The 13826-nt window shown below is 66.3% G+C and carries 11 protein-coding genes; 5 read left to right on the forward strand and 6 right to left on the reverse strand.

Annotated elements, in window-relative coordinates; translation table 11 throughout:
* Positions 1 to 4 precede the first annotated feature (4 nt).
* From NCS03_RS14790 to NCS03_RS14800, 3 genes are all read right to left on the reverse strand, one after another.
* Positions 5 to 3406 carry a maltotransferase domain-containing protein gene (locus NCS03_RS14790; RefSeq protein WP_250440383.1) on the reverse strand — a complete coding sequence of 1134 codons (3402 nt, stop codon included), beginning with the start codon at positions 3404 to 3406 and terminating at the stop codon, positions 5 to 7.
* Between the two features lie 335 nt (positions 3407 to 3741).
* Positions 3742 to 5391: a glycogen synthase GlgA gene (glgA, locus tag NCS03_RS14795; protein ID WP_250529326.1), complete on the reverse strand. Its 1650-nt coding sequence runs from the start codon at positions 5389 to 5391 to the stop codon at positions 3742 to 3744.
* Between the two features lie 307 nt (positions 5392 to 5698).
* Positions 5699 to 6355 (reverse strand): DUF1345 domain-containing protein, encoded by a 657-nt coding sequence (locus NCS03_RS14800; protein ID WP_008354009.1) that lies wholly within the window; start codon positions 6353 to 6355, stop codon positions 5699 to 5701.
* Between the two features lie 98 nt (positions 6356 to 6453).
* Between NCS03_RS14800 and NCS03_RS14805 the strand changes: the two genes are divergently transcribed.
* The 5 genes from NCS03_RS14805 (at position 6454) to NCS03_RS14825 (ending at position 12038) form a co-directional block, all read left to right on the forward strand.
* Complete coding sequence (locus NCS03_RS14805) at positions 6454 to 6909, forward strand: sugar dehydrogenase complex small subunit (protein ID WP_235366202.1); 456 nt, start codon at positions 6454 to 6456, stop codon at positions 6907 to 6909.
* Between the two features lie 36 nt (positions 6910 to 6945).
* Positions 6946 to 8541, forward strand: a complete 1596-nt coding sequence (locus NCS03_RS14810; protein ID WP_250440388.1) for a GMC family oxidoreductase — start codon at positions 6946 to 6948, stop codon at positions 8539 to 8541.
* Positions 8538 to 9746: a cytochrome c gene (locus NCS03_RS14815; protein ID WP_250529327.1), complete on the forward strand. Its 1209-nt coding sequence runs from the start codon at positions 8538 to 8540 to the stop codon at positions 9744 to 9746. The genes NCS03_RS14810 and NCS03_RS14815 overlap by 4 nt, the downstream gene beginning before the upstream one ends.
* A gap of 152 nt (positions 9747 to 9898) precedes the next feature.
* Positions 9899 to 10636: a metallophosphoesterase gene (locus NCS03_RS14820; RefSeq protein ID WP_081851854.1), complete on the forward strand. Its 738-nt coding sequence runs from the start codon at positions 9899 to 9901 to the stop codon at positions 10634 to 10636.
* A 73-nt stretch (positions 10637 to 10709) separates the two neighbouring features.
* Positions 10710 to 12038, forward strand: coding sequence for a DNA topoisomerase IB (locus NCS03_RS14825; protein WP_008354002.1), 1329 nt, complete (start codon positions 10710 to 10712; stop codon positions 12036 to 12038).
* 13 nt (positions 12039 to 12051) lie between these two features.
* Here the strand turns inward: NCS03_RS14825 and NCS03_RS14830 are convergent, their stop codons facing one another.
* From NCS03_RS14830 to NCS03_RS14840, 3 genes are all read right to left on the reverse strand, one after another.
* On the reverse strand, positions 12052 to 12783 hold the full coding sequence (locus NCS03_RS14830) for an RES family NAD+ phosphorylase (RefSeq protein ID WP_008354001.1): 732 nt from the start codon (positions 12781 to 12783) through the stop codon (positions 12052 to 12054).
* Positions 12783 to 13220: an MbcA/ParS/Xre antitoxin family protein gene (locus NCS03_RS14835; protein WP_008353999.1), complete on the reverse strand. Its 438-nt coding sequence runs from the start codon at positions 13218 to 13220 to the stop codon at positions 12783 to 12785. Before NCS03_RS14835 ends, NCS03_RS14830 begins: the two co-directional genes overlap by 1 nt.
* A gap of 93 nt (positions 13221 to 13313) precedes the next feature.
* On the reverse strand, positions 13314 to 13586 hold the full coding sequence (locus tag NCS03_RS14840) for a DUF2866 domain-containing protein (protein WP_008353997.1): 273 nt from the start codon (positions 13584 to 13586) through the stop codon (positions 13314 to 13316).
* Positions 13587 to 13826: the final 240 nt, after the last annotated feature.

Genomic DNA, 13826 nt, shown 5'->3' on the forward strand with positions numbered 1-13826 from the left:
TGAATCACGCTGCGTCAGGCTGCGGCTTCGGCAAACCCCATGTCGGCGATATGCGCCAGATCGCGAATGGCAGCGAATGCGGATTGAGCCGCACATGCTGGCGCCGTCCGCGCCATTCGAATTGCTCGCCCGTCACCTGATCCTCGACCGCGATCGCGTCCCACTCATGCACGCCCCAGCGTTCGAGCGTCTGCCACGGCAGTTCGATATCCGCGCCTTGCTCGTTGAATGGATCGAGGTTGATCGCGACGAGCACGACGTTGTCGCGCGATGCGTTCGCCTTTTCGAAGAACAGGATGTGATCGTTATGCGCGGGCAGGAAGTTGACGCCCAAATGCGTCTGCAACGCGGGATTCGCGCGGCGGATGCGATTGAGCGCGGTGATTTCCGTGACGATGTTGCCGGGCCGGTTCCAGTCCCACGCCTTCAGTTCGTACTTCTCGGAGTCGAGATACTCCTCGCTGTTCGGCAGCGCCGCCGATTCGCACAGCTCGAAGCCGCTATACACGCCCCACAATCCGGATAGCGTGGCCGCCAGCGCCGCGCGAATCACGAAACCCGGCCGTCCGGAGCTTTGCAGGAAGCGCGGATTGATATCCGGCGTGTTCACGAAGAAGTTCGGGCGGAAGAATTCCTTCGCATCGGTCTGCGTGAGATCGTGCATGTACTCGAGAAAATCGCGCTTGCTCTCGCGCCAGGTGAAGTACGTGTACGACTGCGAGAAGCCGAGCTTCGCGAGACGGTTCATCACGCGCGGCCGCGTGAACGCTTCGGCGAGGAAGATGACATCGGGATGGCGCGCGCGCACGTCGCCGATCACCCATTCCCAGAACGGGAAGGGCTTCGTATGCGGATTGTCGACGCGGAAGATTCGCACGCCCGCCGCGATCCAGTGCAGGAACACGTCGCGCAACGCGAGCCACAGATCGGGTTTCGCGTCCTGCGCGTAGAAGTCCGGATTCACGATGTCCTGATACTTCTTCGGCGGATTTTCCGCATAACGCAGCGTGCCGTCGGGACGCCATGCGAACCACGTCGGATGCTCCTTGAGCCACGGATGATCCGGCGAGCATTGCACCGCGAAGTCGAGCGCGATCTCGAGCCCGTGTTCGTGCGCGGCTTCGAGCATGCGCTTGAAGTCGTCGAGATTGCCGAGTTCGGGATGCAGCGCGTCGTGGCCGCCTTCCTTGCCGCCGATCGCATATGGGCTGCCGACATCGCCCGGCTGCGCGGTCAGCGAGTTGTTCTTGCCCTTGCGGTTCGCGACGCCGATCGGATGGATCGGCGGAAAGTACAGCACGTCGAAGCCCATCTCGCGGATGCGCGGCAGCTTGCCGATCACGTCGATGAACGTGCCGTGACGATTCACGTCGTCGCTCATGGAACGCGGGAAGATCTCGTACCAGCTCGCGAAGCGCGCGGCGGCGCGTTCCGAATCGATGCGGTACACGACCGGATCGCGCGACAGGAACGGACGATGCCGCGCCGCTGCAACGGCTTTCGCGGTCGCGCTCGCGAGCACGAGTTCGAGCTTGCGCGCGTCGTCGGCCTTCGTGAATTCCTTGACGATCGCTTCGAGCGGCGCGCTGTCGCTGTCGGCATCGTCGGAGGTTTTGACTTCGGCGAGGATCAGCGCGAACAGATGCTTCGCTTCCTCGACTTCGAGCTCCACCGTCTGACCGGCCTTCAGCTTCTTCTGCATGTGATCGACGAGCGACGCGTAATCGTCGCGCCACGCCATCACGACGAATTCATGGCGGCCCACGCGTTCGAGCGGAATGCGCGTGCTCCACAGATCGAGGCCGGCGGGCTGCACGGCGGTCATCGGCGCTTCGTGCCACTCGGTTTCATCGGCGGCGCGCCATTGCACGGCGGCGGCGATCTTGTCGTGGCCTTCCGCGAAGATCGCTGCCTGAATCTCCACCGCCTCGCCGACGATGCGCTTCGCCGGAAAGCGTCCGTGATCGACCGAAGGCGTCACGCTCTCGATCGACACGCGCGGCGCGGCGATCGCCTCGGCGACGGACTTCTTGTCGGCGGCCTTCGCGCCGCGCTTCACTTGCGGCTGCGCGAGCAGGATGAACGGCTCGGCTTCCGCGCGATACAGGCGCACTTCGCCCGCCTTGAGCGTGAAGGGCGCGAGGCGCTCGGGCTTGCCCATCGTGTCGTCGATCAGCGCGAAGCGCGTGTAGTTGCCCGGCACCGATTCGAGCAGATGCAACGTATCGACGTGCACGGGCGCGACGAGATCGGGATTGATGACGGCGAGCACGGCGTCGCTGCTATGGCGCAGATCGCCGCCATCCGCGCGAATCAGCGCCGCGTAGGGCGTGCCCGCCCCCGTCAGCGCGCGCAGTTCGCCGACGCTCGCGAGCGTGCCGACGTTGCGCTGCAACTCGTTCGCACGCCGGATGCGCGCGGTGAGATCGATGCGCTTCTCGCTCTTCGCACGCTCGTATTCCGCCGCGATGCCGTATTGCGGCGACATCGGCAGGGCGACGCCGTATTCGAAGCCCATCGGCACCATGATGCCGGTGCCGAGCGCGGCGGCGGTGTCGAGCGCGCGCGTGTAGGCGCGTTCGACGAGCGCGGTGTCGCTCGTATCGGCGAGATCGCTGATGAGCCGCGCGCCGAACGGATCTTCCGGAAACGCGATGGGCGGTGCGATGCGCGACAGCGCCGCGTGCTCGTCGAAGAGCCACGCGCTCTTGAAGTCCCACCAGCGCGTCGATGCGAACACGGCGTCGAAACCGGCGTCGGCGAGACCGTGCAGATCATGCCGCGTGACGCCGACGGTCCACGCGAGCCAGCGCGTCTCCGGATGCTTTTCGCGCACCGCCGCGCCGAGCCTGCGCCACACATGCGCGGGCACCGCGTCCGGCGCATCGAAGCGAAACCCGCCCACGCCCGCATCGGCGAGCAGGTTCAGCTCGCGCGCCCACCATTCGGTCAGATGATGCGCGGCCTCGCCATCGGCGAAATTCGCCCACGCGACGTCGCGCTGACGCGGCGGCTTGCGCGGATCGAGGCGCGCATCCGCGCTTTCGAACGGCTGAAACCAGTGCTTGTTGTCCTGATAAAGGCCGCCTTCGGCGCTCACGCGGTCGATCACGATATCGACGAGCAGCGTGAGCTTGTGCTTTTTCGCGGCGTCGGCGAGCTGGCGCAGGCCGTCGGATGCGCTCCCATCGGATTCGAAGACGGAATGCAGCCGATGATGATCGGCGACCGCCTCGCGATGTCCGTTGCTGCCCGGCGTGAAGGGCGAGCCGATCAGGACGTGATCGAAGCCGAGCCCTGCCGCGTGCTCGAACTGGGCGGGCCAGTTCGCGAGCGGGCCGACGAGCAGGGGATCGATGAAGTAGATACGCGGCGCGTACGCATGAGGAGCTTGATGGTTTTCCATCGTTCGTCTTTTCCAGAGTCGTCCTGCGGTGGCGGGGATGCGGGCATCAATCGCGATCACGCTCACGGGCCAAACTGGCTGAAGAGCTGGTCCGCGCGTCACGAATCACGCGAACTCTCAGGCGGAACTCAGATTACACCTTGGCGCCGGATTTCGACGCCTGCCTGGCCGCGTTGTCGCGATGCACCGTGCATCGAATGCCTTCTTGCATCACGGTGGGCGCCACGGTCCCCAAGTGATTTCCTTCGGGCTCATGCACGGGCGGGACAGCACGTTGCGTGCCGCGCCCGGTTCGAACCCTGGTCGCTACTATGGAGCAACTGCCGCCGGCACGCTCACGCGGTGCGCGCCATCGAATGCGCGTCCTGTGCCCGTGCGGGCGTCGGCATGACATCGGCCACGCGGCGCGCACGCAATGCGGTGCGGCTCGGACGCGCGCCGCTCAGGCCGACGTACAATGCGACCATCGTCGTCACGGCTTCGTTCCATCCGAAATCGCAGGACATCGCGTTGCGCTGCAACGCGCGCCACACTTGCGGACGCATGTAGGCGTCGAGCGCGCGGCTCGCGGCGTAGACGATATCGTCCGCGCGTTCGCCATCGAAGAGAAAGCCGGTGGGCGCGTGCGAGGAGCGCGGCGCGGGGACCGGCGCGACAGGCAGATCATGCGTGCCGTCGCGCAGCCACGCCGATGGACGGAGCACGTCGCGCATGCCGTGCAGTTCGTTTTGCGCCGCATCGACGATCGTGTCGGCGAGGCCGCCCACGCGCGATGCGACCGGCAGCGTGCCGTAGCGCATCGCATACATCTGCGTGAGGCCGCACGGCTCGAAGCGGCTGCCGTGCAGAAGGATGTCCGCGCCCGCGTGCAGGGCATGGGCGCGCCGTTCGTCGTATCCGATATGCACGCCCACGCGATCCGGCCATTCCTGCGCGAGCTTCCTGAAACCGGCTTCGATATGCGCCTCGCCCTTGCCGATCACGGCGAGCTGCAGACGCGGATGTCGCGCGAGCAGACGCGGCAGCGCATCGAGCACGACATCGGCGAGTTTCTGACCGGTCATGCGGCTGCCGATCGCCATCAGCGGCGCGAACGGATCGACGGGCAAGCCGAACATGCGTTGCAGCGCGCGCTTGCACGCGTGCTTGCCGCGCATATCGTCGAAGGAATAGGTGCGTTCGATGAGCGGATCGGCGGCGGGATTCCACGTTTCTTCGTCGATGCCGTTCACGACGCCCGACAGCTTGTCGGCGCAGCTTTGCAGCACGCCTTCCATCAGATGACCGAAGCGCGGCGTGAGAATTTCGCGCGCGTAAGTTTCGGAGACGGTCGTTACGCGATCGGCGTGGACGATGCCCGCTTTCATCAGACTCAATGCGCCATAGAACTCGATGCTCTTCGGGTCGCTCAACGCATGCACGAGCCACTTTTCCGGCACGCCGAGCGACGCACCAAGCGAGAGCGCGTAGTTGCCCTGGAATGCGAGATTGTGGATCGTGAATACGCTCTTTGCGTGCACGTCCGCGTGCTTCATCAGAAGCGGCGTCAGGCCCGTGTGCCAGTCGTGTGCATGAACGATGTCCGGCTTCTTCACGCCGCGCACGCCTTGCGCGATCCGCACCGCGGCGGCGGAAAGCGTCGCGAAGCGAAGCGCGTTGTCCTGATAGTCGCGGCCCTGTTCGTCCTGATAAAGCCCGTCGCGCGCGTAGAGCGTGTCGCAGCGCAGCAGCAGAACCGGCACGCCGGTATCGGGCATACGGCCGCGCAGCAGCGCCGCGTTGCCGCCGGGCAGGCCGGTGAGGGTGCCGATCTTGCTCAGGCTTTCTGCTTGGGCAATGGCGTTCGGATAGGCGGGAAGCAGGATGGTGGCATCGACGCCGGCTTCGCGCAGCGCGGCAGCATAGGCGCTGACCATATCGCCGAGTCCGCCGGTCTTGGCGAGCGGGACGGCTTCGGAGGCGACCAGCAGAACGTTCAAAGGCAAAATGGGCTCTCCTGTGCATGCGGAACGCACGAGCGCGAGGCCGCGCGAGCGAGTGCTGATCCGGGTTTCTTCTGATTGGGCTGGCGCAATGCAGCAATCGCTGTGCCACCGGGCGGGGGCGTGTGTGCGCTGCGGCACGTTCATTTCCGCCTATGGCACGACGAGACCGCCGGCGCCCACGTCCCGCAGAGCAAGAAAGGCACGAACGTGCCGCGTGTAAAACTGACTGCGGCGCGCGCCGCGTTTTTACACGGCGCGTTCGATGAGCCGTTCGTCGAGCTTATGGCGCGCGCGTGACAGCGTCGTTTCAGCCGCCGACCATGCTCGCGGCGATGTTGATCGAAAGCCCGAGCACCGCGAGATTGAAGAAGAACGACAGCACCGATTGCGCGAGCGCCGTGCGGCGCGCCGACGTCGATGCAAGCGCGATATCGGCGGTCTGCGACGCGACCGCGATCGTGAAGGAGAAGTAGAGGAAGTCCCAGTAACCCGGCTTCAGATGACGGTCGGGAAATCTCAGCGCGGTATCGTTGTCCGGCGACTGATAGTAGTGCCGCGCGTAGTGGAGCGTGAACATCGTCGGGATCAGGAACCATGCGCCGAGCATCGTCGCGCCGGTGAGCACGTAATGCAGCACCGCGCCGGCGCCCATGTGCTTCGCGGTCGACAGCTCGACGACGATCGCCACGATGCTCGCAATCGCCGCGACGCTCACGACCATCAGCACGGTCGCGGCGTTTTCGTCTTCGCGCTCGGCGAGTTCCTGCACGTCGCTCTGGCGCGCGGACGCCATCTTCACCCAGATGAGCGCGAGGTAGAGCCACACGGCCGAGTCCCAGCCGATCAGCGCGCGCGCCGTCGGCCGCACGTGCGCCGGAACCAAAGCGGCGGCGACGCAACCAACAGCCAGGCCGATCAGCGCGCGCGGCCGGTTGCGCAGTACGGGCGGGAAGATCGGCTTCATTTCGTTTTGTCCGCATGTGAGGCAGGCATCGCCCGACGCTGCGATTATTGCCCGATCGCCTTTCAACAAGCTGAGTGCCAGAGATGACGTCGTTTGCGATGCGAAGGGGAATCATGGCGGGCGCGTGCGCGCTGCTCGTGCCGGCGCGCGCTCAGGAACCGCCCGCGAGCGGAATCGGCGCGTTTCTCGCCGTGTCGATGAAACTCACCGGCCGCACGCACTTCGATCCGCTTCTCGCCGAACGCGTGCACGCGGCGCTCGTCCGGCACGACGCGGACTTCGCCGCGAAGATCGCCGCGCTCGACAAGTGGATCGCGACGCACGGCGGCACGCCCACCGACATCATCACCGCCGCGCTCGAAGCCACGCGTCCCGAGCTTGCGAAGACGGTCGGCAGCGTGATGCGCGCGTGGTATCTCGGCGTCGTCGGCGAGCCGCCGCATGTCGAAGTCGTTGCGTACGAACGCGCACTGATGTTCGATCCCGTCGGCGACATGCTCACGGTTCCCTCATACTGCCGCGGCGAGCCGGCCGACTGGGCGAAGAAGCCCTGAGCGCCGCGCATCGCCATTCAAGACAAGGGCACGCGCATGGCGGGTTCCACTTCGGCGGACGTCGTGGTCGTCGGCTCGGGCGTGGCGGGCAGTCTCGTCGCGTACCGGCTGGCGAAAGCGGGCGCGTCGGTGATTCTGCTCGAAGCCGGGCCGCGTCTTGCGCGCTGGCAGATCGTCGAGAACTTTCGCCGCGCCGCCGACAAGCGCGATCTCTGCGCGCCGTATCCGCTCGTGCGTCACGCGCCGCGCCCCGAGCCGATGAATCCCGGCGCCTATCTCGTCGATCGCGGCGCGACGCCGTACCAGCCGCAATATCTGCGGCTCGTCGGCGGGACGACGTGGCATTGGGCCGGCGCGGCGTGGCGCCTTTTGCCTTCTGACTTTCGCGTGAAAACGCTGTACGGCGTCGGGCGCGACTGGCCGTTTCCCTACGAGACGCTCGAACCGTGGTACGGGCAGGCCGAAGCCGATCTGGGCGTCGCGGGACCGGACATCGATCTCGGCTCGCCGCGCTCGACACCTTATCCGATGGACGCGCTGCCGCTCTCGTGGATGGACCGGCGCGTCGCCGAGGTGCTCGGCGCGCAGTCGTATCGCGTGGTGCCCGAGCCGATGGCGCGCAACAGCCGTCCGTACGACGCGCGCCCCGCGTGCTGCGGCAACAACAATTGCATGCCGATTTGTCCGATCGGCGCGCTGTATCACGCAGCGTCGCACGCCGACAAGGCCGAACGCGCGGGCGCGGCGCTCGTCGCGCAGGCGGTCGCGTATCGCATCGAGGCGAACGATCGCGGCGAGATCGTCGCGATCCATTGCAAGGACCCGAACGGCCTCTCGACGCGCGTGACCGGCAGGCGCTTCGTCATCGCGGCGAACGGCATCGAGACGCCCAAGCTGCTTCTGATGTCGACGTCCGCGCGGTTTCCGAAGGGCATCGGCAACGGCTCGGATCAGGTCGGGCGCAATCTGATGGATCATCCCGCCGCGAGCGTCAGCTTTCTCGCCAACGAGGCGCTGTGGCCGGGACGCGGGCCAGTGGAGATGTCGTCGATCGTCGATTTCCGCGACGGGCCGTTTCGCGCGCAGCAGGCGGCGAAGAAGCTGCATCTGTCGAACGCGGCGCCGACGCTCGCCGTCACCCGGAATCTGCTGGATAAAGGGCTGACCGGCGGCGAGCTCGACCGGCAGATTCGCGAGCAATGCGCGCGCAGGCTCACGTTCGGCAGCTTTCACGAGCAACTGCCGTCGAGCGAAAATCGCGTGATGCTGTCGGCGCAAAAGGACGCGCTCGGCTTGCCGCGCCCGGAAATCGCGTATTCGATCGACGATTACGTGCGCAAGAGCGCCGCCGACACGCACGCGCAGTTCGCGCGCATCGCCGGGATTTTCGAGGGCACGGAAATCGAGCACGACGATTCGCTCGGCGCGAGCAGCCACATCATGGGCACGGCGATCATGGGCCGCGATCCGAACGATTCCGTCGTCGATGACGAATGCCGCGCGCACGATCATCCGAACCTGTTCATCGCCGGGAGCGCGGTGATGCCCGCGGGCGGCTCCGTCAACTGCACGCTGACGATCGCGGCGTTGTCGCTGCGGCTCGCCGGCACGATCGAGGCGTCCCTGCGATGAAGGCGCGGCTCGCGTGCCTGATCGTTCTGCTGGCGTGCGCGTCCGGCGCCGCCCAAGCGCAAACCAGAGTCGAGCAAGGCGAATACCTCGTGCGCGCGGGCGGCTGCATGAGCTGCCATACCGCCCGCTCGGAATCCGCGCGGCCGTTCGCGGGCGGCAGGCCGATCCCGACGCCGTTCGGCGACGTGTTCGCGCCGAACATCACGAGCGATCGCGAAACGGGCATCGGCGCATGGACCGACGCGCAGTTCATCCGCGCGATGCGCGAGGGCATCGGCAGGAACGGCGAGCGGCTTTATCCCGCGTTTCCGTACACGTCGTACACGCTGCTTTCCGACGCCGATCTGCTCGCGATGCGCGCCTATCTCGCGACCGTGCCGCCCGTGCGGTCCGCGACGCCGCGCAACACGCTCGCGTTTCCGTTCGATCAGCGCTGGCTCATGGCGCTGTGGAATCTTCTCGAGTTTTCGCCGCGGCGCTTCGTGCCCGATCCGTCGAAGAGCGCGGAGTGGAATCGCGGCGCGTATCTCGTCGAAGGGCTCGGGCATTGCGGTGAGTGCCACACGCCGCGCAACCGCATCGGCGGGCTGATGGGGAGCAAGCGGCTTGCCGGGGCGACGGTCGCGGGATGGCAGGCGGGCAATCTGACGCCGGATCGCGTCGCGGGCATCGGCCCGTGGCGCGACGACGAACTGCTGCGCTTTCTGTCGACGGGCGCCGCGCCCGGCCGTGCCTATGCGCTCGGACCGATGGCCGAAGTCGTCGCGACTGGCACGCAGCATCTGACGCCCGCGGATCTGCGTTCGATGATCGTGTATCTGCGCGCCGTGCCGCCCGTCGCGGCGAAAGACGCGCGCGTGAGCGACCCGGCGCGGGCGGACACGACATCGATCGATTCGGAAGGCGCGCGTCTTTACGCCGCCGCGTGCGCCAGTTGCCACGGCGCGACAGGCGAGGGCAGCAAGCCGTTTCCGCCGCTCGCGCGTGATGGCGGCGCGGCGGCGGCGAGCAATCTCGTTCTCGTGATCCTGCGCGGCGTGAATCGCAAGACCCGCGATGCGCACGCGCTGATGCCCGCATTCGACGCGCAATTCACCGACGAGCAGATCGCCGTTCTGAGCAACTTCGTGACGCGTCAATTCGGCGATCCACGCGCGTCGATCGATGCGAAAGCCGTCGCGCGGCTTCGCGTCATCGGGCAATAACTGCGTTGCAAAAGGTCGGGAACAGCACTTTTTACGTCGACCGGACGCGCCCCGGTAACGCCGCTGTAACGAGTGTGCGCGCGGCTTGCGTATTGCTTGCAAAAGCGATCCACCCCGCACACGGCGTCATTGACGAGCGCTATCATCGGCGCATGAATGGTCCTACCTATCCTATCGTCTGCAGGCATCCCGCCAATGATCTCGGCCGCGATTTCGTGGTCGGGGATCTGCACGGCTGCGTCGATGCGCTGCGTTATCTTCTGCACGAAATCGGTTTCGACGGCGCGCGGGACAGGCTGTTCTCCGTCGGCGATCTGGTCGATCGCGGCACGGATTCGCTCGCGGCCATCGATCTCATCGACAAGCCGTGGTTTTATCCCGTGCTCGGCAATCACGAGGATGCGCTGATCGCGGTCGCGACCGGCGCGATGCGCCGTCAATCGTGGTACGCGATCGGCGGCGCGTGGGCTGAAACCGTCCCCGACGATCAGCTTGCCGCGCTCGCCGCGCGGCTCTCGACGCTGCCGCTCGTGCGGATCGTCGGCGAGGGCGAGCGGCGCTTCAACGTGCTGCACGCGGAGTTCTTCGGCAACGACGCCGAACTCGATGCCGGCGACTATCACGAAGACGTCCGCGGGCAGATCCTTTGGGGCCGCAGCCTTGCGCTCGGTCACGCGGACCCCGGGCTGCAATTCGGCCTGTCGCCCACTTACTGCGGCCATACGCCGACGCGCGCGGTGAAGCAGATCGGCTCGCAGATTTACATCGATACGTGCGCGTTCGCGCCCGAAGGCCGGCTCACGATCGTGCAGGCCGGCACCGACGAGCGCTGGTCCGTAAAAGAGCGCTGGGCGTCGTCCGAAGGCGCGCGCGAACTCGCGCTGCCGTGACTCCGGTGCAACGCGGCACGCACGTTGCTCGACTCTTCGCCATCGATAGAAGACCAATCAGGCGAGGCGCGCGGTGGCGAAAATCGGAACGAACAACGAGACAGGCGGCGGCGCCGGCGACCGCCTGACGGCCGACGTGCAGGGCTGCCCGGATGATTTGCCGCCCGGCCTGCGCTACGTGGACGATTCGCGGCGCGGCTATACGCGCGAATGGATCGACGGCGCGTTCGCGTACTTCAACACGCAGGGCAAGCGCATCGACGACGAAGCCGAGATTCGCCGCATCAACGCGCTCGCGATTCCGCCCGCTTACACCGATGTGTGGATTTGCCCCGACTCGCGCGGCCATCTCCAGGCGACCGGACGCGATGCGCGCGGTCGCAAGCAATATCGCTATCACCCGCAGTGGCGCGAAACGCGCGACGCGAACAAGTACGAACGCATGCTCGCGTTTTCGGCGGTGCTGCCGAAACTGCGCTCGCGGGTTACGCGCGATCTGGCGCTCGACGGCATGCCGCGCGACAAGGTGCTCGCGACCGTGGTGCGTCTGCTCGATACGACGCTGATCCGCGTCGGCAGCGAGGAATACGCGCGCGAAAACCGCTCGTACGGCCTGACGACGTTGAGAAAGCGGCATTTGAAAGTGTCGGCGGGAACGTTGCGGTTCAAGTTTCGCGGCAAGAGCGGCATCGAGCACGATGTCGCCGTGAGCGACGCGCGGGTCGCGCGCATCGTCAAGCGCTGCATGGATCTGCCGGGGCAGGATCTCTTCCAGTATCTCGATGAGGACGGCGAGCGCCATTCGGTCTCTTCATCCGACATCAACGAATATCTGCGCGAGATCACCGGCGCGGATTTCACGGCGAAGGATTACCGGACGTGGGCGGGCAGCGTGTTCGCGCTCGCGGCGCTGAGAAAGCTGAAATGGGAGACGGTGACCGAGGCGCGCAAGCATGTCGTCGGCACGGTGAAGGAAGTCGCACAACTGCTGCGCAATACGCCCGCCGTGTGCCGCAAATGCTATGTGCATCCGGCCGTGATCGAGGCGTTCGAAGCCGGCGAGCTCGCCGAATCGATGCCCGCGTCGCGCCGTCACGGTCTCAAGACCGATGAAGCCGCGCTCGCGATCTTCCTCGAAAAGGAAGCGAAACGCCGCACGCGCGAGGCGGCGCGCAAGAACCGCAAAGGCGCGACGCCAAGCGACGCGCGCCTGACCCGGCTGCTCGGCGAATCGAGCCGCAAGGCGCGCGCGGGTGCGCTGAAATCGAGCGGCAAGAACGCGGCGTCGCAGGCGCTCGAGCAGGTCGGCAAGAAAGCGGCGAGAAAGGCGGCGCGCCCGGCGTCGAAGAAGCTCTCGCGCACGCGCACCGAAACGGCTGTGGCGATCGGCTCGGGAAGGTGAAACGTTTGCCCGTTCAGCCGACCTGATTCAGCTCGAACACGTAGTCGATCGCCTCGCCGTTCCAGTTGTATTCGAGATACGCCGCGTGCCGGCAGTCGCGCAGCATCGTCGTGCGCAGGGCGGCGAGGCATTCGCCCTGCGGATCGCGCACCGAGGGATACACGATCCCCGGCGCACCGGCCGCCCGCACCGCGCGTCCGAGCGCCTTGCCCGGGCCGTAGTCGTCCGGCGCGAGGATGCGCGGATCGAGGCCCGTTCGCGCGATCGCGTCGCCGCGCAGATCGACGACATCGCCGTGCGCCCGCACTGTGTAGAGACGCATCTGCTGGCGCGTCGGCGCTTCGTTCGTCGCGGCGAGAAAAAGCCCGGAGTGATAGCGCGTTTCCGCGATCGCCGTCTGCCGCTCGCGGCCGCAGTAAAACACGCCGTAGCTGCCGTCCGAGAAACGGCTGCCGTTCGGATTCAGATGCGTGAACGCCGCCATGATCGGCCCGCAGCCCGGCCCGAAACAGCGCTCTTCCGCGGGCACGAGATCGAGTTCGCCGATTTCGGTGCGCAGGCGGTCGTTGGTCATCGCCTCCAGTGCGTAGAGCGCTTCGAAGTCCTGCGGCGACGCCACGCGATCGAAGAGATTGACGGCAGGAAAGCGCGTGGGAATCACGCGATACGCCGGCGACCAGTCGAGCAGACTGTGCGGCCACTGTTCGCGCCAGTTCGGTGTGTCCTTGCTGAATGCAATTCCCATCACGCCCAGCCGCCTCGCATCGCGTCGAGATATTGGCGCACGGCGACGAGATCGCTGATATTGCCCGCCAGCAGCCGATCGAGCGCCGGACGCCCGCCGAACGGCGGCGCGGCATTGGGGCGGCGGATCCAGGTATCGGCGGCTTTCGGATCGGGGAGAAGGATTTGCAGCGCCTTGTAGATGCCGAGAATCAGCGAAAGGCGCTCGAGCGTGTCGCGAGCGAGGCGGGCGGATTCGGGGTCCTGCTTCCATTTGAAATAGGTGGAGCGCCCCGGCGAGCCGAGCAGCGTGATCTGCTCCTCGGCGGATAGCGCCCAGTCGCGGGCGATATTGAAGAAGGCGCGTAGACCGGCAGCGGATAGATCACCCGAATCCAGCGCCGGACGCGGCACCGGACGGCCGGCCGACGCATGTTCGGCGCGTGCGGCGTTGGGCATGTCGTTAAGTCTCCAAAGGAACTTTGCGATAATATTAGTCCACATTTGGATTAATGCAAGCCCGCTATGCGCTTTTTGACTCGAAGCGCCGGATCAGTCTTCGTCGTCGGTCGGGCCGTAGCGGCGGCCCGGTACGTGGGATTTGAGCGCATCGGCGATTTGCGACGGCGTGCAGTCGGCGGGAAAGACGCGTCGCTGCACGCGCTGGTCGGTCTTCGACGCCCATTCGACCATTCGGTAAGGCGCGCCCCACGGCGGCTCGACCGGCAGGGAAAGACGGCATTCGCGCAAGGTGAGCGCGTATTGTTTGCGCATCGTCGGAGCGAGATTGGCGAAGCTGCGGCGCGCGGCGGTGTTGGCTGGCATGGCACGTTCCTCACGGTGATGGCTCGGCCGTCCGGTGCGGACGGCGGCAACGGAGCCGGATCGCGAGACGAGTGTGTCGGCGCAGAATTAAGAGGGACTTAATCGCGCGCGACGCCGCATCGATGCGCGGCAAAACGCCGCTGCGAGCCGCCGAAGGCCGATGCATGCGCCGGTCAAGAGGCGCTTCGGCATTTTCGCCACGACGCGCGCCGCCTGTTTGCCGCGGCGTCGGCTTACTGT

This window comes from Caballeronia sp. ATUFL_F1_KS4A (genome assembly GCF_023630905.1).
Classification (GTDB): domain Bacteria; phylum Pseudomonadota; class Gammaproteobacteria; order Burkholderiales; family Burkholderiaceae; genus Caballeronia; species Caballeronia zhejiangensis.